This window comes from Oxalobacteraceae bacterium OTU3CAMAD1, from assembly GCA_024123915.1.
In the GTDB taxonomy this organism is placed as follows: Bacteria; Pseudomonadota; Gammaproteobacteria; order Burkholderiales; family Burkholderiaceae_D; genus Rugamonas.
In genome coordinates this window covers 5896880-5917929 of sequence record CP099650.1, presented here as the reverse complement: position 1 = coordinate 5917929, position 21050 = coordinate 5896880, and the positions used below count along the sequence as shown (strand labels likewise).

Genomic DNA, 21050 nt, shown 5'->3' with positions numbered 1-21050 from the left:
CCATGACAAACCACACCATCCACCCGCCGCAAATCAAGATCCCCGCCGTGTATATGCGCGGCGGTACCAGCAAGGGCGTTTTCTTCCGGCTCGGCGATTTGCCCGAAGCGGCGCGAACGCCGGGCGCCGCGCGCGACGCGCTGCTGCTGCGCGTGATCGGCAGTCCCGACCCCTACGGCAAGCAGATCGACGGCATGGGCGCCGGCACCTCCAGCACCAGCAAGACGGTGATCGTGTCGAAAAGCGACAGACCCGATCACGATATTGATTATTTGTTCGGCCAGGTCTCCATCGACAAGGCGTTTGTCGACTGGAGCGGCAATTGCGGCAACCTGTCGGCCGCCGTCGGCGCGTTCGCCATCAGCGCCGGCCTGCTGGACCCGGCGCGCGTTCCGCAAGACGGCATGGCCGTGGTGCGCGTGTGGCAGGCCAATATCGGCAAGACCATCATCGCCCATGTACCGATGATCAACGGCGAAGTGCAGGAAACCGGCGACTTCGAACTTGACGGCGTCACCTTCCCGGCGGCCGAAGTGCAGCTTGAATTCATGGACCCGGCGGCGGACGAAGAGGGCGCGGGAGGCTCGATGTTCCCGACCGGCCGGCTGATCGACGATCTGGAGGTGCCGGGCATCGGCACACTGAAGGCGACCATGATCAACGCCGGCATCCCGACCATTTTCGTCGACGCGGACGCCATCGGCTATACCGGTATTGAACTCCAGGACGCGATCAATGGCGACGTGGCGGCGCTGGCGATGTTCGAGACCATACGCGCGCACGGCGCGCTGCGCATGGGCCTCATCAAGCATCTCGACGAGGCGGCGCAGCGCCAGCACACGCCGAAGGTGGCGTTCGTAGCGAAGCCGGCGACGTACATTGCCTCCAGCGGCAAACGGATCGGCGCCGGCGATATCGATCTGTTGGTGCGCGCGCTCTCGATGGGCAAGCTGCATCACGCGATGATGGGCACCGCCGCCGTGGCGATCGGCACCGCCGCCGCCATTCCCGGTACGCTGGTCAACCTGGCGGCTGGCGGCGGAGCGCTGGAGGCGGTGCGCTTCGGTCATCCATCGGGCACCTTGCGCGTCGGCGCGCAGGCGACACACCAAAACGGCGAGTGGCGCGTGACGAAGGCGGTCATGAGCCGCAGCGCGCGCGTGCTGATGGAGGGCTGGGTGAGGGTGCCCGCTGCGTGAAGCTGGCATGATGCGAGTCGGTGCGCGGCTTGGCCGCGTGTCGTCGCACCACCCCCGCGCAGTGTCGTCGCAGTGTCGTCGCAGTGTCGTATTTAAGAACGCGAAATCAGCACGCGGATGGCTAATGATACCAATGTGGTTTATCATCTGCCAACAATGCTGCCGATATGTAACGATCAAGGCGGCATTTCTTTCGGGTGCCCCTGGTGTTCATGAATCGCGTTTCATCCCATCTTGATTTCGTCGCTGGCGCCTTGGCGCTGATCGGCGTTCCCGCGTGCGCTTACAGCGCCGAGGGACTGGTGTTGGCGGCGAACGCGGAGTTGATCTCCTTGCTCGAATCAGATCCCTCCGGCCAAACCGTGGAAAGCCTGTTCGCGCGCCATCTGCGCGCGGCCAGCGTGGCGCGCCTGAACAAAGGGGAGACCAGCGCGGAGACGGCGCAGCGCTGGGACAGTTGCCTCGCCACCGCCAGCGGCAAATACATCGCCGTACAGGTCTGGACCAAACCACTGCCGGCCGGCGCCGATACAGATGGCGGCACCATCGTGTTCCACGATATCAGCGACGTTCAGCGCTCGCAGCGCGCGTTGCGTAAAACGCTGCTCGAACAGCAGGCCATCCTGGAGAACGCCGCCGTCGGCATCCTGTTCGGCAAGGATGGCCGCATCGCCGAATGTAATATCCGCTGCGCCGAGATGCTGGGCTACAGCCGCGAGGAGTTGGAGGGCGCGCCCAGCGTGACCGTCTATCCGAGCGAGGAGGACTTTCTCAAACTGGGACGCGAGGCCGGGCCGCCGCTGGCGCAGGGCTTGCCGTTCAAGACGGAACTGGTGTTGCGGCGCAAGGACGGCAGCACATTCTGGGCCCGCCTGTTCGGCCGCGCCATCGATACGATCCACACCAGCGAAGGCACGGTGTGGATCGTCGAAGACATCAACGAGCATCGCATCGACGAGGAAAAGCTGCGCCGCGCGCTGATCGAGCAAAAGGCCATCCTGGACAACGCGTCCATCGGCATCCTGTTTAGTAAAGGCCAGATCGTCCGCAACTGCAACCGGCGCATGGCGGAGATGTTCGGCTACACCGTCGAGGACATGGTCGGCATGCCGGCGTCGGACATGTTCCCGTCGCACGAAAGGTATCAGGCCTTCGCTGTGGAGGCGCGGGCGCAGCTCGACAACGGCAAGCCGTACGAAAGCCCCGCGTTCGAATTCAAGCGCAAGGACGGCGTCTTGATCTGGTGCCGCGTGCGCGCCAACGCGATGAATGAAGTAAACACCGAGGGCGGCGCCATCTGGATCATCGAGGACGTGACCACCACGCGCCAGACGCAGATGGAAGTGGAGGCGATCATGACCAACGCCTCGATGAGCATCCTGTTCACCAAGAACCGCATCATCACGCGCTACAACCGGGGCTTCGGCGACATGTTCGGCTATCCCGGCGACACCGGCCTGGGGGTTCCCGGTCGGGCGCTGTATCCGTCGCAGGAAGCCTACGAGCGGCTGGGCGCCGAGGCCTATCCCTATTTGTCGGCGGCGAAGCCTTTCCAGACCGAGATAGAAATGCGCCGCGCCGACGACACGCGCCTGTGGGCGCAGCTGATCGGCTACGTGGTCAATCCGGCCGATCCGGGCCAGGGCACGATCTGGGTGATCGAGGACCGCACCGAGCAAAAACGCGCCGAGGAGGCGCTGCGCAACGCGCTGCTGGAGAACCAGGCCATCCTCGACAGCGCGGTGTTGGGCATCTCGGTGGTGGAACAGGGGCTCAATCTGCGCTGCAATACCAAGATGGAGGAATTGTTCGGCTACGCGCCGGGCGAAATGAACCACCTCAGCGTGCAGGCTTTTTATGCCGACCAGTCGGCGTGGCGGGAGGCGCGCGCGGCGACGGCGCAGGACTTCCGCACCGGCCGCGTCAACGTCGCCGAGTATCAACTGGTGCGCAAGGACGGCAGCCGGTTCTGGGCGCGGCTATCGGGCCGGCCGTTCGACCTGGCGCAGCCCGGCGGACGCTCGGTGTGGCTGGTGGACGACATCACCGCGCGGCGCGAGGCGGCCGAAGCGGTCAGCCGCGCACGCGACGAGCTGGAGGTGCGCGTGCTCGAACGCACGGCCGAACTGGCGGGCGCCAACGCGCTGCTGCAAGGCGAGATCGTCGAGCGCCGCCAGGCCGAGGCGCGCGTGCATCACATGGCCTACCACGACAGCCTGACCGGCTTGCCCAACCGCGCGTTGCTGTCGGACCGGCTGGACCGCGCCATGCTGGCGGCGCAGCGTTCGCAGCGTCAGTTGGCGGTGATGTTCATCGACCTTGACCGCTTCAAGACCATCAACGACTCGCTGGGCCACATGACCGGCGACCAGTTGCTGAAGGAGGTGGCGAGCCGCTTGTGCCGCGCGGTGCGCGCCAGCGACACCGTGGCCCGTTTGGGCGGCGACGAGTTCGTGGTGCTGGTGCCGGGCATCGCCAGCGTGGACGAGGCCAGCCAGGTGGCCGAGAAGATCATCCTGGCGCTATCCGAGGGCTTCCCGCTGGAGGGCCGCAACCTGCACATCACGCCGTCTATCGGCATCTGCGTGTATCCGAACGACGGCGCCGACGTGGCGACCTTGATGCGCCACGCCGATGCCGCCATGTATCACGCCAAGGCGAGCGGCAGAAACAACTACCAGTATTTTAAAGAGGCGATGAACCAGTCGGCGGCGCGCCACTTCGAGCTTGAATCGAGCCTGCGCAGCGCGCTGGCGCTGGACGAATTCATCTTGCACTTCCAGCCGATCATGGATATCGGCACGCGCAGGCTGCATGCGATGGAGGTGCTGCTGCGCTGGCGCCGAGACGACGCGGAGCTGGTGATGCCGGACAGCTTCATTCCGCTGATCGAGGAAAACGGTTTGATCGTGCCGGTGGGGGAATGGGTGATACGCCAGGCATGCGTGCAGTGCATGACGTGGCAGCGCGAAGGCCTGGTCCCGGTGCCGCTGGCGGTAAACCTGTCGCCGCGTCAGTTCATGCATCGGGGGCTGGTCGAATCGATACGGCGCATCCTCGACGAGACGGGCATCGATCCGTTGCTGCTGGAGTTCGAGATCACCGAGACGGCGCTGATGCAGCATGGAGAGCACACGCTGGATATCCTGGGGCAGATCAACGCGATGGGCATCCGCCTGTCGATCGACGATTTCGGCACCGGCTATTCCAGCCTGGCCTACCTGAAGCGCTTCCCGGTCAAGAAGATCAAGATCGACCGCGCCTTCATCAAGGACCTGGAGGACAGCGCCGAGGACCGCGCCATCGTGGCGGCGATCATCGCGCTGTCGGACAGCCTGCAGTTGTCGGTGGTGGCGGAGGGGGTGGAGACGGAGGGGCAGTACGCGCTCCTGCAGCGCAACGGCTGCCAGTTCGCGCAAGGCTATCTGTTCTCGCCGCCGGTGCCGCATGCGACCGCGCAGCTGCTGCTGCCGCGGCCCCCGATCGCGGCCGGGTAGGTGGGTTAGTCGAGCGTGGCGATCACCGGCGCGTGGTCGGACGGCTGCTCCAGCTTGCGCGGCGCGCGGTCGATGACGCAGGCGCTGCAGCGTGCGACCAGCGCCGGCGACAGCAGGATGTGGTCGATGCGCAGGCCTTTGTTGAGCCGGAAGCCGAGGCCCCGGTAGTCCCACCAGCTGAACGATTTTTCGGGCTGTTCGAACAGGCGGTAGGAATCGGTGAGGCCGATGTCGAGCAGGCGGGTGAGGGCGGCGCGTTCCTTTTCGGAAACGTGCACCATGCCTTCCCAGGCGGCCGGATCGTGGACGTCGCGGTCTTCGGGGGCGATGTTGTAGTCGCCGACGACGGCCAGTTGCGGGTGCAGGGCGGCCTCTTGCTTGATCCAGTCGTGGAAGGCCGAGAGCCAGCCCATTTTGTATTCGTATTTCTCGGAGCCAACGCTCTGGCCGTTCGGCACGTAGGCGCAGACGACGCGCACACCGTCGATGGTTGCAGCGAGGATACGTTGCTGGGGATCATCGAGGAGCGGGTTGTTTTTGACGACGTCGGCGATCGGCAGCCTGGAAATAATGGCGACGCCGTTGTAAGTTTTTTGCCCGCTGTACACAACATGATAGCCTGCGGCTTCAATAATACTAGCCGGAAACTTGTCATCGGTTAATTTTGTTTCTTGCAAACAGAGCACGTCTGTTGGATTTTCCGCAAGCCAATTCATAACGTGCGGCAGTCTTACGTTCAGTGAGTTAACATTCCATGTGGCTAGTTTCATCGGGAGATCAGTGTCCTTGCGGGTTTGGTGAAGGCGATACGCCTATGAAACGCATCTTACCGTAACTTGATTTAACAGATGAGCTTGTCTATTTGTCGTGTTTTATAAAAAAACATGAAATAGAACTTCGCAAGTGTGGTGGTAAGGCATAAAATGTTGCAAAAAGTGTGAAATAAAAAAAGAATTGCTACTTTTGTCTCATAGTTGTCAAAATTGTACTTCAGTAGGAGACAGAATGGTAAAAGAGAAATATACTGATACAAAATTAGTGGAAAACTAGTGTTTCCTATCAGCAACCACAAAATAGCAAGAGCCGTGTATATTATTCATTGTGATGCCGCAATAAGTGATACCATACGGAAATAACTTGTAGTTTTAACAGTGAATTGCGCGTAGCGCATTTACAAAGGAATTGAAATGCGAACTGCATTTGAGGCATGGGCACAGCGCGACGGACATATCGTTCGCCGCCGTGAAGATAAGCCAGAAGAGTATCTGGTCTTTGAAACGCAGCGCCGCTGGGTGATCTGGCAAGCGGCACTGGAACATGGCAAAACGCCGGGCGGTCGCAAGACCGCCGCGCAAAAGGAGGCAGCCGCCGCCGAAAAGCGCGCAGCGGAGGCGCTGCAACGTCCACCGGTTATCAATTCCGACGAAGCCGCCGTCCGCAATCAGGTGTTGAACGAAGTGCTCGACGCTTTCTCCACCCTCGGTGGCGAGCGCGGCATGGATGACATCCTGAAAGTGGTGCAGGGCTTGAAGAAGAAGCAGCAGGAGCAGGAGCAGGGCAAAGTCGAGGAACGTGTGGCCAAGTCGGCGCAGGTTCGTCAAAACGCCTGACCTGATGACACGCTTCCGGCATTACAAGGGCGGCCTCTACGAGTTGGTGTGCGAGGCCACCCTGGAGTCCGACCTGAGCACCATGATTGTTTACCGCGCGCCCGACGGGTCCATTTGGGCGCGGCCGAAAGACGTTTTTTTTCAACTCATCGAGGTCGATGGCGTAAAAGTGCAACGCTTTACGCCTCTTGATTGAGCGAATCAATCCGCGCCCGGCTTGCTACACTGTGTCTGTATCTACTTTAGAGGCAGACTATGTTTCTCCGCCCCGTCGCCGCGTGCACCGCGCTGCTGGCTATGCTGGCTAGCGCCGGCTGCGCGTCCCTGACTGAATCGACCCAACAGAATGTGCTGGTGCAGACCGTGCTCGATCACCGCGAGATCGGCGGCGTTGGCTGCGTGTTGTATAACGATGTCGGCAAATGGTTCGTCACCACGCCGGCCCGCGTAACCCTGCGCAAGAGCGCGGCCCCGCTGCGCATCGATTGCCAGAAGGAGGGCGCGGCCTGGGCCTACGAGAAGGTCGCCCCCAAGGTCAACGGCAATTTGTGGGGCAATGTGATATTGACGGCGGGTGTCGGCTATGTCATCGACCGCAATACCGGCGCCGGCTACGATTATCCGTCGGTCCTGACGGTGGTGATGCGTCCGGCCGAGGGCAGGGATGAGGGACCGCCGCCGGCGGCAGGGGTGACCTTGTATTGAGGTTGGCCGGCGCCGAAGATGAATGCTGAACGACGAAGGGCGGATAGCCGGGGCAAGCCCCGACTATCCGCCCTTTGTGTTTTTGCGCTTACGAACCGGCGCGGTTGATCAGGAAGTTCGACAGCAGCGGCACCGGACGGCCGGTCGCGCCTTTCGCGCCGCCCGATTTCCATGCGGTGCCGGCGATGTCCAGGTGCGCCCACGTGTACTTGCGCGTGAAGTTCTCCAGGAACGCCGCCGCCGTGCACGACGCGCCGCCCGGCGTGCCGATGTTGGCCAGGTCCGCGAAGTTGGACTTCAGCTGCTCGTTGTACTCCTCGCCGATCGGCAGGCGCCACGCGGTGTCGCTCGAGGCTTTGCCGGCGGCCATGATCTCGTCGGCCAGCTTGTTATGGACGTCGTCGTCGCGCGTGAACAAACCGCTCTTGTGGTGACCCAGCGCCACGATGCAGGCGCCCGTCAGGGTGGCGATGTCGATCACCGCGGCCGGGTTGAAGCGCTCCGCGTAGGTCAGCGCGTCGCACAGCACCAGGCGGCCTTCGGCGTCGGTGTTGAGGATCTCGATGGTCAAGCCGTTCATCGAGGTGACGATGTCGCCCGGCTTGGTGGCGCGGCCCGACGGCATGTTCTCGCAGCTGGCGATCACGCCGATCACGTTCAGTTTCAGGTCCATCTCGCCGATGGCGCGGAAGGTGCCCAGCACCGAGGCGGCGCCGCCCATGTCGTACTTCATTTCGTCCATGCCGGGACCCGGCTTGAGCGAGATGCCGCCGGTGTCGAAGGTGATCCCCTTGCCGACCAATACCACCGGCGCGTCCTTGGACTTGCCGCCCATGTGCTTGAGGATGATGAACTTCGGCGGCTGCTCGCTGCCGTTGGTGACCGACAGGAAGCTGTTCATCTTCAGCGCTTCGAGCTGTTTGCGGTCCAGGATCTCGACGTCGAACTTGTAGTCCTTGGCCAGCTTCTTGGCGGTGTTGGCGAGATACGTTGGGGTGCAGACGTTGGCCGACAGGTTGCCCAGTTCCTTGGTCAGGTCCATGCCGTTGGCAATGGACACGGCTTGGGCCAGCGCCAGCTTGGTGGCAGGGGTGTTCGGCACCGCCAGGGCGATCTTCTTGACGCCGGCCGGTGCCGGGTCCTTCTTGCTTTTCTGGCCGTCGGTGCGGAACGCCGCCTCGTGGGCGCTCTGCACCACGCAGCGGATCGCCCAATTGACGTCGCGCTCTTTCACTTCGGTCATCGGCAGTGCGATAATAGCGTCGCTCGTGCCCAGGGCCGAGAAAGCCTTCAAGGCCGCGGAAACGCCGCTGGCGAAGCTTTTCTCGCTAACGGCGTCGTCGCTGCCCAGGCCGACCAGCAGCACGCGCTCGGCGCTGGCGCCCTTGACGCCGCGCAGCAGCAACGTGGTGCCGGCTTTGCCGCTGATGTCGCCGGACTTGAGCGCGGCCGTGATGTCACCGGAACCGTCCAGTGCTTTGGCAGCTTGCGACAGCTTTTTATTCTCGAACACCGCCACGGCGACGACGCCCGTTTTGGCCGAGTTGATGGTGTTTTTTGTGTCGAATGCTTTTATGCTAAAGTCCATTTGATTCTCCGTGTCGTGTACGAATTGCCAGCCCCTTGGCCTGATTGGCCGGGCTGTTATTAACTTGTGGCCCTGTGACGAGCCCTTAACTACCGAATTATAACTTTCGAATGATCTTTCAACGCACCCTACGACGTGAAATGGCCAGCACCGCCTTCGCCAGCTTCACGATTCTGTTCAGCGTTTGCGTTACCTGGACCTTGATCGGCATCCTCGGCAAGGCCGCCGGCGGCAAGGTCGCCTCCAGCGACGTCGTCGCGCTGATCCTTTTCGCAACGGTGAATTATCTGCCAACTATCCTCATCCTCACCAGCTTTATTTCGGTGCTGATGGTGGTCACGCGCAGCTACCGCGATTCCGAGATGGTCGTGTGGTTCGCCTCCGGCTTGAGCCTGACCCGCTGGATCGCGCCGGTGCTGACCTTCGGCCTGCCGATGGTGCTGCTGACGGCGGGCCTGAGCTTCGTCGCCGCGCCGTGGGCCAAGGAAAAGAGCGCGGAGTACATCGAGCGCTTCGCCAAGCGCGAAGACCTGCAAAAGGTCTCGCCCGGCCAATTCCGCGAATCGTCGTCGGCCAACCGCATCTTCTTTGTCGAAGGTGTCGCCGGCGACACCTCGGTGGTGCAGAACGTGTTCGTCAACACGGTCGATAAAAACGGCACGGCGGTCATCGTCGCGCGCGAGGGCGTGATCAGCAATGGACCGAAAGGCGAGCGCTATCTGGTGCTCAAGAACGGCCGCCGCTACCAGGGCATGCCGGGACAGTCCGACTTCCAGACCATGGAGTTCGACACCTACAGCATGCGCGTGACCAGCCAATCCCAGGACCTCGACTCCGAGCGCGACACCGACGCCGTGCCGACAATGGAGCTGCTCACCGATACCACCAACTCCGGCCGCGCCGAGCTGCTATGGCGGATCGCCTCGCCGCTGACCTGCCTGGTGCTGGTGCTGCTGGCGATCCCGCTGGGATTCGTCAATCCGCGCGCCGGCAGTTCGGCCAACCTGATTATCGCGCTGCTGATCTTCTTCTCGTACACCAACGCGGTCAAGCTGGTCGAGGGTAGCGTCAGGCTGGGCAAGTTCTCGTTCGCGCTGTCCTGGTGGCCGCTGCACCTGATGGCGGCGTTGACGGTACTCGGCCTGTTCGCATGGAGGCTCAATCTGAATCACCGTTACCACCCGCTGGCGCTGCTGGCCGCGATGAAGCGTTCGCGTAGCGCCAATGGGGCTAACAAGAAGGCGGTGGCGCCATGAAGATCCTGCAACGCTACTTCGCGGTCACCATCTTCCAGGCGGTGGCCTTCGTGCTGGTCGCCTTCCTGGCGCTGCAAGCGTTCATGGACCTGACCGGCGAACTGCCGCGCGTCGGCAAGAACGGCTACGCGATCCAGTATGTGCTGCTGTTCGTGGCCGTCAAGCTGCCGGGCCATGTGTACGAGGTGATGCCGCTGGCGGCGCTGATCGGCACCATCTATACGATGGCGCAGTTCGCGTCGACGTCCGAGTTCACCATCATGCGCGCCTCCAGCATGACCACCGGCATGGTGGCGTGGATGCTGGCCAAGATCGGTGTCGTGCTGGTGATTATCACCTTCATCTTCGGTGAGTTGATCACGCCGCGCACCGCGCCGCTGGCCGAAAAAATCAAACTCAGTGGACGCGGCACGACGATTTCGACCGAGTTCCGTTCCGGCCTGTGGACCAAGGACATCGTCAAGTCCGAAGGCATGACCGGGGAGGTGATCGGTTCGCGTTTCTTCAACGTGCGCGAGGTGCGCCCGGACGGCAAACTGGTCGACGTCAAGCTGTACGAGTTCGATAACAACTTCCGCCTGCGCTCCATCACGGTGGCCAAGAGCGGCACCTACCAGGGCACGAACAAGTGGCTGCTGTCGGACGTGAAGGAAAACATCTTCACCAATCCGGCGCTGCTCAAGCCGGGCAGCCAGGCTAATCTGGCGAACAACTATGAGCAGGGCAGCAGCATGATCGAGACGCGCACCAGCGCGACCAAGGAGCTGCTGTCCGAGATCACGCCGCGCATCCTGTCGGTGTCGCGCTCCGACCCGGAACGCATGTCGGCCAGCGAGCTGGCGCTGTACACCCGCCACCTGCAGGAGAACAAGCAGGAGACGGAGCGCTTCAAGATCGCGTTCTGGAAAAAACTGTTCGATCCGCTGGCGATCTTCGTGCTGATGGCGTTGGCGCTGCCGTTCGGCTACCTGCATACCCGCAGCGGCGGCGTCAGTCTCAAGATTTTCGTCGGCATCATGATCGGCGTCAGCTACCTGCTGGTCAACACCTTGTTCTCGCACCTTGGTTTGTTGAGCACCTGGCCGGCGGCACTGACGGCGATCGCCCCGAGTTTAATTTTCCTGCTGCTGGCGCTAGGCGCGTTGTGGTGGGTGGAGCGACATTAGATGAGCAGTAAAGTGAACAAACAAGCCCTGGTTCTTTTCGCGCACGGCGCCCGCGCCGCGTCGTGGGCGGCGCCGTTCGCGCGCCTGCGCGACCTGACGCAGGCGCGCACGCCGGATGTCCCGGTATCGTTGGCGTTCCTGGAGTTGATGGAGCCGCGTCTGCCGGAGCAGGTGGCGGCGCTGACGGCCGGCGGCATCACGCATATCACGGTGGTGCCGGTGTTCCTGGGGCAGGGCGGTCATGTGCTGCGCGACCTGCCGCTGATGGTCGATCAATTGCGCATCGATTATCCGCAAACCACCATCAACGTGGTCGAAGCGGCCGGCGAGAACGCGGCGGTGCTCAACGCGCTTTCCGACTACTGCGTCGCTTCGCTGGCGCCTTGACGTCAAACCCAACCACCTTTTAGCGATACGCATGCGTCACCGCTTAGGGGTCGTACCCCGTACGGGGTACGACCCCGGGTGGCCGTGCGGGTCTGCCTACTTCCTCGGCACCAGCTTGATCTCGTAAAGCTTGGGCCACAGTTTGCCGGTAACGAACAGGCGTTTTTTGTCGGCGTCCCAGGCGATGCCGTTCAAGACGTTTTCGGTGTTGAGACCTTTGCCGGCCTCCGGGTACAGCTTGCCCAAATCGATCCAGCCGACGATCTTGCCGGTGTTCTGATCGATGCGGGCGATCGTGTTGGTGTGCCAGATGTTGGCGAAGATCTCGTCGCCCACCACTTCCAGCTCGTTGATCTGGTCGACCGCGATGCCGTCGGCCGTCACTTTCACGCGGCGCACTTCGAGGAAGGTCTTGGGGTCGAGGAAGCGCAGGGTTGCGCTGCCGTCGCTGAGCACCAGTTCCTTGCCGTTTTGCGCCAGGCCCCAGCCCTCGCCCGGATAGGCGAACTGGTTGCGCAGGTCGAAGGTGGCGAGGTCGAATACGAAGCCGGTCTGCGTTTGCCAGGTGATGCTGACCAGCGTGTCCTTCCAGGCGGTCAGGCCTTCGCCGAAGTACTGCGGCGGGATGTCCTTGCTTTGCAGGACCTTGCCGGTCTCCAGATTCACCTTGCGGATCGACGATTTGCCGTTCAGGCCCGTGCTCTCGTAGAGAAAACCGTCGCGGTACAGCAGGCCCTGGGTGAACGCCTGAGGGTCGTGCGGGTAGCTGCGCACGACCTTGAAGTCGTAGGTCGGTATCGAGGGGGCGGCCAGCGCGCCGGCGGCCGGCAGCAGGGAAAACAGCAGGGAAAGCAGGAGCGGGGTTGTGATGCTGTTTATTTGCACAATTCGTTTCACTATCAGGCTACCGTTGAATTCTGTAGTTCGACCATGGCGTCGAGGGTGGTGCCGGGGGCTGCGAATTCGGCCTCGATGCAGGCGCGCGCTTCCGGCGAGACGATCAGGCCGATCGCCTGGCGACGCATGGCGTCCGCCGCGTCGACTTCGCCGCAGCCAGCCAGCAGTTCGAGCAGCAGGCGCACTTCGGCCATGTAGTTGTAGACGGTGGCCAGCAGGTCGGACATGCCTTCGTCGGTGAGCAGCTGTAGCTGGGCGACGTGGGCGTTGACTTCCCCCGCGTAGGCCGCCAGGTGTTTTTCCGGCTCCGGCAGGTAGCTGCGCGCCAGCGCGTAATCGCCGCAGGCCATCATCGACGTCAGCGCCGAGTTGGCGCATTCCGCCGCCAGCGCCGCCGGCAGTTGCTTGAACAGCAGCCAGGTGTTTTGCAAGTCACCCAGTTTGTCGTTGATGGCGCGGATGTCGTTGAAGAGGATGGCGTCGCCGCCGTCGGCCAGCAGGCGGTCCGTGAGGCGTTGGCGCAGTTCGACCAGCGCTTGCCGCGCCGGCAGGTGTTCCTCGGCCAGCTTGGCCCAGGCGCTCAGCACATAGGACAGCCGCAGCGGCGCCACTTCCGTATCGCGCACGGAGGTGGCGTCGAACAGCCAGATATAGTCCTTCAGGGCGGCGTCGAACTCGCCGGCGGAATGGGCGCCCCAGGCGCGCTCCAGAACTTCGTGAACATTATCCATTGCTACCTCTTATGAGATGAATGGACATTCTATTACGGATTTCGGGGAATCAGGCGCCGAGCTGGCGGTCTATTGCGCCGCTGATCTCCGCTTCGAGGCGTTGATGCGAGCGGCTTTGCATGGCGTCGCCCAGCATCACCAGCACCGGACCGTGGGCTTCGCCCAGCCCCAGGGCCAGCGCGGCGATGGTCAGGCGGCGGATGCGCTGGTCCGGACGGCTGCAGTTTTCGATGACGACGACCGGGGTGTCCGGACGGTGGCCGTGCGCCAGCAGGCGTTCGGCGGTGGCGATGGCTTCGCGCCCGCCCATGTACTGCACCAGGGTGTCGGTGTCGGGGATGGCGTCGTGGTGTGCTTCGTCCGGCGCCGTCGACGAGGTGAAAAAGGCCACGCTGCGGGCCACGCCGCGTTTGGTCAGCGGTTGCTTGCTGGCGGCGGCGGCGGCGACGGCGGTGGTGATGCCAGGGACGATTTCAACTTCGATGCCGGCTTCCTCCAACGCGCGCAGCTCCTCGTCGGCGCGGCCGAACAGCATCGGGTCGCCGCCCTTGAGGCGCACCACCAGCGCATGGCGCTGGGCGTTCTCGACCAACTGTTGGTTGATGACCTGCTGCGCGGTCGAGCGCTGGCCGCTGCGTTTGCCGACCGAGATTTTTTCGGCCTGCGGGCACAGCTCCAGCATCTCCGGGGTCACCAGCGCGTCGTGCAGTACGACGTCGGCTTGCGCCAGCAGGCGCGCGCCGCGCATGGTGATCAGGTCCTGGGCGCCGGGGCCGGCGCCGATCAAATAGACTTTTCCGAAAGATGCCATTGCCATACCGTTGATTACCGTTTTATTCCGAAAGGCGAATCATACCCGCCGCGACGGTCTGGTGGGTCACTTCGTCGATCAGAATAAAGGCGCCGGTGGCACGGATGTCGGCATAGGCGTCGGCCGCCAGCGGCTGCTGGACGGTCAGGCCGATGCGGGCGATGTCGTTCAGCTTCAGGCCATCGGCGGCGTGGCGCTGCTGGGTGTTGATGTCCAACAGCGAGTCGATGCCGGTGATCTTGGCCGAGGTCTGCTTGGTGCCGTGCTTGATCCAGTACTTGCGGCGCTGGTCGAGCGGCTCGTCGGACATCCAGCAGACGTCCGCCTTCAAGGTCTTGAGCAGGGTCGCAGGCTGTTCGACATTGGCCAGCAGGTCGCCGCGCGAGATGTCCAGGTACTCGTTCAGCAGCAAGGTGATCGACTGGCCGACCACCGCCGACTGGTGCGAGCCTTCCAGGGTGACGATGTCCTTGACGGTGGCGCTCTGGCCGGACGGCTGCACCACCAGCTTGTCGCCGACGCTGACCTTGCCCGCCTCGATGCGGCCCATGTAGCCGCGGAAGTCGTTGGCTTCGTGGCCGTTGTGGCGCGCCACCAGCTGCACCGGGAAGCGGAACGGCGCGTTGTGCGATTCATCGTAGACCGACAGCGATTCGAGCAGCTCGATCAGGGTAGGGCCTTTGTACCAGCTCAGTTTTTCGCTGGCGTCGACGACGTTGTCGCCGCTCAGGGCCGACAGCGGAATCGGTGTGATGTCCTTCAGGCCCAGGGTGGCGGCGAATTCGCCGTAAGCCTTGACGATGCGGTCGTAGATCGCCTGGTCGTAGTTCACCAGGTCCATCTTGTTGACGGCGACGACCACGTGCTCGATCTGCAGCAGGTGGGCGATGGTCGAGTGGCGCTTGGTCTGGATCAGCAGATCGACGCCGCCGTCCTCGCGCAGCTTCACTTTCGAGACGTCGATCAGGATGATGACGGCATCGGCGGTCGAGGCGCCCGTCACCATGTTGCGGGTGTACTGTTCGTGGCCCGGCGTGTCGGCGATGATGAACTTGCGCTTCGGCGTGGCGAAGTAGCGGTAGGCCACGTCGATGGTGATGCCTTGTTCGCGTTCGGCTTCCAGGCCGTCGGTCAGCAGCGACAGGTCGACGGCGTCGCCGACGGTGCGCTTGTGCTTGGAGCGCGACATCGCGTCCAGCTGGTCGGCGAAGATCCCTTTGCTGTCGAACAGCAGGCGGCCGATCAGCGTGGATTTGCCGTCGTCGACGGAACCGGCGGTGATGAAGCGTAAAAGTCCGCGCTCGGTCTGGGTTTCTACTTGGTTGGTGCTAGCGTTCATCAGAAGTATCCTGCTTTTTTACGTTTTTCCATCGAAGCCTCGGAGGTCTGGTCGTCCATCCGGGTGGCGCCGCGTTCGGTGATCTGGGTGATGGCCGTTTCGGCGATGATCGCCTCGACCGTCGCAGCGTCCGACGACACCGGGCAGGTGCAGGAGATGTCGCCCACGGTGCGGAAGCGCACCACCTGGGTTTCGACGGTCTCGCCTTCGCGCGGCGGGGTCAGGTCGGTCAGCGGCACCAGCAGGCCGTTGCGCGGAATGACCTGGCGCTCGTGGGCGAAGTAGATCGGCGGCAGTTCCAGTTTTTCGCGGGCGATGTACTGCCACACATCGAGTTCGGTCCAATTCGAGATCGGGAACACGCGCATGTTTTCGCCCGGGTGCACGCGGGTGTTATACAGGTCCCACAATTCCGGACGCTGCGATTTCGGGTCCCACTGGCCGAATTCGTCGCGGAAGGAGAAGATGCGCTCCTTGGCGCGGGCCTTTTCCTCGTCGCGGCGGGCGCCGCCGATGCAGGCGTCGAAGCCATGTTCGGCGATCGTCTCGAGCAGGGTGACCGCTTGCGCGGCGTTGCGCGAATCGGTTTGCGGATTACGCAGGCGTACCGTGCCTTTTTTGATCGAGTCCTCGACCGAGCCGACGATCAGGCGCTCGCCCAGTTCGGCCACGCGCTTGTCGCGGAAGGTGATCACCTCGGCGAAATTGTGGCCGGTGTCGACGTGCACCAGCGGGAACGGGAATTTACCGGGGCGGAAAGCCTTCTCCGCCAAACGCAGCAAGACCACCGAGTCCTTACCGCCCGAGAACAGCAGGGCAGGGTTGCTGCATTCGGCCGCCACTTCGCGCAGGATGTGGATCGCTTCCGATTCGAGGGCGTCGAGGTGGCGCGCATTCAGGAGCACGTCGTGTACGTTGTTTTCAACTAAAGCGTTCATTGGACTAGCCTATTGTTTTTGTGGTGCGCATGAAGTCTTCTTCAGCTGCCACGGATTTAATACGTATGAGCTTACCATCGACCATATGCAGGCCGCATTCCTTGGAGTCCGGGTTTTCCCACCACCAGCGGCCGGCGCGCACATCCTCGCCCGGTTCCACCGCGCGGGTGCACGGAGCGCAGCCGATCGACGGATAGCCCTGGTCGTGCAGCGCGTTGTACGGCACGCCGTTGTCGCGGATGTAGTTCCAGACGTCTTCCTCCGACCAATCGGCCAGCGGATTAAACTTGGTCATGCCGTGCGCCGGGTCGTCCTCCTGCACATGCAGCTCGGCGCGGGTGGCCGATTGCGCGCGGCGCTGGCCGGTCACCCAGGCCTTCTTGCCGGCCAGGGCGCGGCCCAGCGGCTCGACCTTGCGGATGCGGCAGCACTCGCGGCGCATCTCGACGCTGTCGTAGAAGGCGTTGAGGCCATTTTGCGCGACGTAGGCGTCGACCGCTTCGGTCTGCGGCTTGTACAGGGCGATCTCGTAGCCGTCGTAATGCGCTTTCACCTTGTCGAGCATCGCCAGCGTTTCCGGATGCAGACGGCCGGTTTCGAGCGAGAAGATGCCGATATCCAGTTTGGATTTCAGGATCAAATCGGTCAGCACCATGTCTTCGGCCGCCAGGCTGGAGGCGAAGACCGCCGGGGAAAATTCGCTGGCGATGCGCGACAGCGTGGCGCTGCTGTCGGCAATCAGCTTGCTCAGGTCACTCATTCAAACTCCAATCAGATGCCAGCGCCGTCGTTGTTGGCGGTCGCGCCGGAAGTACGCGCGTGGCGGCGATACAGCGGCAGCTTCTGGTCCACCGACGCCTGGTAGGTCTCCGAGAAATCGGACAAGCCTTTGAGCGCGTCGTGGATGCTGCGGTCCGGGCGCGTGGCGTAGGCGTTGAAGCCGACGCGCTGCATCTGGAACAGCTGGTCGCGCAGCACGTCGCCGATGGCGCGCAGTTCACCGCTCCAGCCCAGGCGGATGCGCAGGTTGTAGGCGATCGAGTAGCCGCGGCCGTCGGTGAATTTCGGGAAATCGACGGCGATGACGGCGAGCTTCGACAGGTCGTCCTTGATCGCTTCCGGACGTTCGTCGCTGGCGATCCAGACGCCGATCTCGCCGGCGGCGGCGCGCGCGGCCAGCAGCTCGCGCTGCACCAGCCACAGGCTTTGCGGCACGATCACTTTGCCCTCGGGGACGGCGATGGTGGCCGGATCGACCGCCGGCGCGCCTTCGACCGGTTCGGCCAGGCGCAGCACCTGCCAGTCGTCCTCGACGACTTCACGGCCCTTGATGATCAGATTTTTCAGATTTTCAGCAACAGCGTCAGACATATTCATCCTCTCCTACCAGGCGACCCGACTTTTCGGCGATCGGCGTGGCGTATACAAATTCCTTGAACGGCGCGACGCCGAGGCGCTGCGCGCAGGCGGCAAACGATTCGTCCTCGAAGCGCTCGCGCACATAGACCTGCAGCAGGCGGGCGATCACTTCCGGCATTTGCAGCGCGGAGAACGATGGTCCGATGATCTTGCCGATGGCCGAATGGTTGCCCTGCGAGCCGCCGATCGACACCTGATACCATTCGCTGCCGTCCTTGTCGACACCGAGCACGCCGATGCTGCCGACGTGGTGGTGGCCGCAGGCGTTGATGCAGCCGGAGATATTGAGCTCGATCTCGCCGATGTCGTGCTGGTAGTCGATGTCGTCGAAGCGCTCGGCGATGGCGGCGGCGATCGGGATCGACTTGGCGTTGGCCAGCGAGCAGAAGTCGCCGCCAGGGCAGCAGATCATGTCGGTCAGCAGGCCGATGTTCGGCGTCGCCAGGCCTTTGGCCTTCACTTGCTGCCACAGGGTGAACAACTGCGACTGCTCGACGTCGGCCAGCACGATGTTCTGCTCGTGCGTGACGCGCAGTTCGCCGAAGCTGTACTTGTCCGACAGGTCGGCCATGAAGTCGATCTGCTCGGCGGTGGCGTCGCCCGGCGGCACGCCGGTCTTTTTCAGCGACAGCACCACGGCCGCGTAGCCGGGCTGCTTGTGCGGCTTGACGTTGCGGTTGACCCAGTTGGCGAAGGCCTTGTTGCCGGCCGCCTCGGGTGCGGCGGTGACGTCGCTGTCGTCCAGCTGCTTGTACGCAGGCGGCTGGAAGTAGTCGATTACGCGCTGCATCTCTTCGGCGGTCAGGGTTTCCGGACCATCCTTGAGGTCGACCCATTCGGCTTCGACCTGGCGGGTGAACTCCTCGACGCCGATGGCCTTGAGCAGGATCTTGATGCGGGCCTTGTACTTGTTGTCGCGGCGGCCGTACTGGTTATACACGCGCATCACGGCTTCGGTGTAGGTCAGCAGGTGCTGCCACGGCAGGAAGTCGCGGATCACGCTGCCCAGGATCGGGGTGCGGCCCATGCCGCCGCCGGCCATGAACTTGAAGCCGATCTCGCCGGCGTCGTTGCGCACCACGGTCAGGCCGATGTCGTGCACGGCGATCGCGGCGCGGTCTTCGACGGCGCCGTTGATGGCGACCTTGAACTTGCGTGGCAGGGCGATGAATTCGGGGTGGAAGGTCGACCACTGGCGCAGCACCTCGGCGTACGGACGCGGATCGATGATCTCGTCGGCGGCGACGCCGGCGTACGGATCGGACGTGGTGTTGCGGATGCAGTTGCCCGAGGTCTGGATGGCGTGCATCTCCACCGAGGCCAGGTCGCTCAGGATGTCCGGGGTCTGTTCCAGCTCGATCCAGTTAAACTGGATGTTCTGGCGGGTGGTGAAGTGGCCATAGCCGCGGTCGTACTTGCGGGCGATGTGGGCGAACATGCGCATTTGCTTGGACGACAACAAGCCGTATGGCACGGCGATGCGCAGCATGTAGGCGTGACGTTGCATGTACAGGCCGTTCTGCAGGCGCAGCGGCACGAATTCGGCTTCGGTCAGCTCATCGGAGAGGCGGCGCCGTACCTGGTCGCGGTACTGTGCGATGCGTTCACGCACGATAAGATGGTCGTATTGGTCGTATTGATACATATTCTTCCTAGATAGTAGCTTGCTAGAATCCCCACACTAGCGCTAATAGTAATAAACTTCGTCTTTATTCCAAACGACTTAGTCTTTATTTGCTTATATAAGGATTGGGCATAAGCATGGACGCTAATAATTTTAAGATGGGCCAAGACTAGATGAACCTTCACCAACTGCGCTTCGTGCGCGAGGCCGTACGCCAGAACTACAACCTGACCGACGCCGCCAAGGCCCTGTTTACCTCCCAGCCCGGCGTGTCGAAGGCGATTATCGAGCTGGAGGAGGAGCTCGGCGTCGATATCTTCACCCGCCACGGCAAGCGTATACGGGGCTTGACCGAGCCGGGACGGCTGGTGTTGGAGTCGGTGGAGTTGATTATGCAGGAAATCGACAGCCTCAAGCGCATCGGCAAGGAATACGCGGCCCAGGACAGCGGCAGCTTCACCATTGCCACCACGCACACCCAGGCGCGCTACACCCTGCCGAAGGTGGTGCAGGCCTTCATGCTGAAGTTTCCGAAAGTGCGCTTGTCTTTATTGCAAGGCAACCCGCAGCAGATCGCCGAAATGGTCCAGCGCGACCAGGCCGACCTGGCCATCGCCACCGAATCCATCGCCGGAATTACCGGACTGATAACGTTGCCGTGTTATCAATGGGAGCATGTGGTGGTGGTGGCGCCGGACCATCCTTTGCTTAAATCGAAGCAGGTGACCCTGGAAGAAATTGCCGCATTCCCCATCATCACGTACGATGGCGCCTTCGCCGGCCGCAGCAAGATAGACCACGCGTTTTCCCTGCGCGGGCTGAAGCTGGACGTGTTGCTGGAAGCCATAGACGCCGATGTGATCAAGACCTATGTGGAGTTGGGCATGGGGATTGGTATCATAGCGGGCATGGCCTATGACGCCGAGCGCGACAAGAACCTGCGCGCCATCCCTGTCGGCCACCTGTTCGGCATGAATGTGTCGCGGGTGGCGGTCAAGCAGGGCGCCTATTTGCGCAGCTATATATATACCTTTATTGAACTGCTGGCCCCGACGCTCAACCGCAAGTTGATCGAACAGGCCATGAGCGGTGAAAAAGAGCACTACGAACTGTAACTAGAAAGCACTACCATGATTACCAATCAGTTGGCACAATTCTATGCCGTCAATGCCGACAACTATGACCAGGTCTACGCGCGCGAAGAGCGCTTCGACGACCTGGACGACCTGCAGGAAATGGTCGCCGAGCTGTTCCAGGGCCACAAGGTGCTGGAGCTCGCCTGCGGCACCGCCTATTGGACCGATTTGATCGCCGAGGTGGCCGAGTCCGTGCACGCCACCGATCTGCTGCCGGAAATGATCGCGCTGGCCGAGACGCGCGGCCTGGACGAGGACGTCGTGACCTTCGGCGTGATGGACGCGTTCAACCTGCCGGACGACCTGGAAGGCAAGTACACCGCGGTTTTCGCCGCCGGGCTGTGGACCCACGTCAAGCGCGAGGACCAGGAAAAATACCTCAAGACCTTGCGCGCCAAGCTGGGCAAGGACGTGATGCTGGTGCTGCTCGACGAGTCGTATGTCGATGGCGACACCATGGTGTTCGCCCGCACCGACCTGGAAGGCAACACCTTCCAGATCCTGACGGCCGACGACGGCCAGCGCTACGAGGTGATGCACAACTACCTGACCGACAGCACCTTGCGCAAGCGTTTCGCGGCGTCGGCCAAGCAGATCCGCATCGAGCGGCTGCAGTACTACTACCTGTTGAGCTGCAAGCTGAAGTAAGTTTGGTCTGAACGCGGCGTTGCCGCGTTACCTTTTTTTTCACGACTGATGTTGATTTACAACAAATTGGTGTTGTCACATTGTTGAAGTAATTGATAG

General features: G+C 62.5%; 20 protein-coding genes. 10 read left to right on the top strand and 10 right to left on the bottom strand.

Annotated features, from left to right (window positions below):
* The first annotated feature begins 2 nt into the window (after positions 1 to 2).
* Together prpF and NHH88_25255 are read left to right on the top strand one after the other, a co-directional pair.
* Positions 3 to 1199 carry a 2-methylaconitate cis-trans isomerase PrpF gene (gene prpF / locus NHH88_25260; protein USX12942.1) on the top strand — a complete coding sequence of 399 codons (1197 nt, stop codon included), beginning with the start codon at positions 3 to 5 and terminating at the stop codon, positions 1197 to 1199.
* 212 nt (positions 1200 to 1411) lie between these two features.
* On the top strand, positions 1412 to 4696 hold the full coding sequence (locus tag NHH88_25255) for an EAL domain-containing protein (GenBank protein USX12941.1): 3285 nt from the start codon (positions 1412 to 1414) through the stop codon (positions 4694 to 4696).
* A gap of 5 nt (positions 4697 to 4701) precedes the next feature.
* Here NHH88_25255 and xth read toward each other — a convergent pair whose 3' ends face one another.
* Positions 4702 to 5466: an exodeoxyribonuclease III gene (xth, locus tag NHH88_25250; GenBank protein USX12940.1), complete on the bottom strand. Its 765-nt coding sequence runs from the start codon at positions 5464 to 5466 to the stop codon at positions 4702 to 4704.
* Between the two features lie 417 nt (positions 5467 to 5883).
* Here xth and NHH88_25245 point away from each other — a divergent pair, with 417 nt between their 5' ends.
* From NHH88_25245 to NHH88_25235, 3 genes are read left to right on the top strand one after another with little or no spacing between them, the layout of a single operon-like run.
* Positions 5884 to 6306, top strand: a complete 423-nt coding sequence (locus tag NHH88_25245) for a hypothetical protein (GenBank protein ID USX12939.1) — start codon at positions 5884 to 5886, stop codon at positions 6304 to 6306.
* Between the two features lie 4 nt (positions 6307 to 6310).
* The gene (locus tag NHH88_25240) at positions 6311 to 6502 is read left to right on the top strand and encodes a DUF1653 domain-containing protein (protein USX12938.1); all 192 of its coding nucleotides are present in this window, start codon (positions 6311 to 6313) and stop codon (positions 6500 to 6502) included.
* A 59-nt stretch (positions 6503 to 6561) separates the two neighbouring features.
* A complete protein-coding gene (locus NHH88_25235) occupies positions 6562 to 7011 on the top strand; it encodes a hypothetical protein (protein USX12937.1) in 450 nt (149 codons plus the stop codon).
* 88 nt (positions 7012 to 7099) lie between these two features.
* On the opposite strand, the gene NHH88_25230 is transcribed toward NHH88_25235, so the two are convergent.
* A complete protein-coding gene (locus NHH88_25230) occupies positions 7100 to 8599 on the bottom strand; it encodes a leucyl aminopeptidase (GenBank protein ID USX12936.1) in 1500 nt (499 codons plus the stop codon).
* Between the two features lie 140 nt (positions 8600 to 8739).
* Between NHH88_25230 and lptF the strand changes: the two genes are divergently transcribed.
* Genes lptF through NHH88_25215 form a run of 3 tightly spaced genes read left to right on the top strand, consistent with a single transcriptional unit; the run spans position 8740 to position 11408 of the window.
* A complete protein-coding gene (gene lptF, locus NHH88_25225; GenBank protein USX12935.1) occupies positions 8740 to 9855 on the top strand; it encodes an LPS export ABC transporter permease LptF in 1116 nt (371 codons plus the stop codon).
* Positions 9852 to 11021: an LPS export ABC transporter permease LptG gene (lptG, locus tag NHH88_25220; protein USX12934.1), complete on the top strand. Its 1170-nt coding sequence runs from the start codon at positions 9852 to 9854 to the stop codon at positions 11019 to 11021. The genes lptF and lptG overlap by 4 nt, the downstream gene beginning before the upstream one ends.
* Positions 11022 to 11408, top strand: a complete 387-nt coding sequence (locus NHH88_25215; protein ID USX12933.1) for a CbiX/SirB N-terminal domain-containing protein — start codon at positions 11022 to 11024, stop codon at positions 11406 to 11408.
* A gap of 96 nt (positions 11409 to 11504) precedes the next feature.
* Here NHH88_25215 and NHH88_25210 read toward each other — a convergent pair whose 3' ends face one another.
* From NHH88_25210 to NHH88_25175, 8 genes are read right to left on the bottom strand one after another with little or no spacing between them, the layout of a single operon-like run.
* The gene (locus NHH88_25210) at positions 11505 to 12293 is read right to left on the bottom strand and encodes a glutaminyl-peptide cyclotransferase (protein USX12932.1); all 789 of its coding nucleotides are present in this window, start codon (positions 12291 to 12293) and stop codon (positions 11505 to 11507) included.
* A gap of 14 nt (positions 12294 to 12307) precedes the next feature.
* Complete coding sequence (locus NHH88_25205) at positions 12308 to 13036, bottom strand: hypothetical protein (protein ID USX12931.1); 729 nt, start codon at positions 13034 to 13036, stop codon at positions 12308 to 12310.
* A gap of 49 nt (positions 13037 to 13085) precedes the next feature.
* On the bottom strand, positions 13086 to 13847 hold the full coding sequence (gene cobA / locus NHH88_25200) for a uroporphyrinogen-III C-methyltransferase (protein ID USX12930.1): 762 nt from the start codon (positions 13845 to 13847) through the stop codon (positions 13086 to 13088).
* Positions 13848 to 13869: 22 nt separating this feature from the next.
* On the bottom strand, positions 13870 to 15186 hold the full coding sequence (locus tag NHH88_25195) for a GTP-binding protein (GenBank protein ID USX12929.1): 1317 nt from the start codon (positions 15184 to 15186) through the stop codon (positions 13870 to 13872).
* Positions 15186 to 16124: a sulfate adenylyltransferase subunit CysD gene (cysD, locus tag NHH88_25190; GenBank protein ID USX12928.1), complete on the bottom strand. Its 939-nt coding sequence runs from the start codon at positions 16122 to 16124 to the stop codon at positions 15186 to 15188. Before cysD ends, NHH88_25195 begins: the two co-directional genes overlap by 1 nt.
* 4 nt (positions 16125 to 16128) lie before the next feature.
* Positions 16129 to 16884, bottom strand: coding sequence for a phosphoadenylyl-sulfate reductase (locus NHH88_25185; protein USX12927.1), 756 nt, complete (start codon positions 16882 to 16884; stop codon positions 16129 to 16131).
* 11 nt (positions 16885 to 16895) lie between these two features.
* Positions 16896 to 17495 (bottom strand): DUF934 domain-containing protein, encoded by a 600-nt coding sequence (locus NHH88_25180; GenBank protein ID USX12926.1) that lies wholly within the window; start codon positions 17493 to 17495, stop codon positions 16896 to 16898.
* Positions 17488 to 19188, bottom strand: coding sequence for a nitrite/sulfite reductase (locus NHH88_25175; protein ID USX12925.1), 1701 nt, complete (start codon positions 19186 to 19188; stop codon positions 17488 to 17490). Before NHH88_25175 ends, NHH88_25180 begins: the two co-directional genes overlap by 8 nt.
* 152 nt (positions 19189 to 19340) lie before the next feature.
* On the opposite strand from NHH88_25175, the gene NHH88_25170 reads away from it, so the two are divergent.
* Together NHH88_25170 and NHH88_25165 are read left to right on the top strand one after the other, a co-directional pair.
* The gene (locus tag NHH88_25170; GenBank protein ID USX12924.1) at positions 19341 to 20282 is read left to right on the top strand and encodes a CysB family HTH-type transcriptional regulator; all 942 of its coding nucleotides are present in this window, start codon (positions 19341 to 19343) and stop codon (positions 20280 to 20282) included.
* Between the two features lie 15 nt (positions 20283 to 20297).
* Positions 20298 to 20951 (top strand): class I SAM-dependent methyltransferase, encoded by a 654-nt coding sequence (locus NHH88_25165; GenBank protein USX12923.1) that lies wholly within the window; start codon positions 20298 to 20300, stop codon positions 20949 to 20951.
* Positions 20952 to 21050 lie beyond the last annotated feature (99 nt).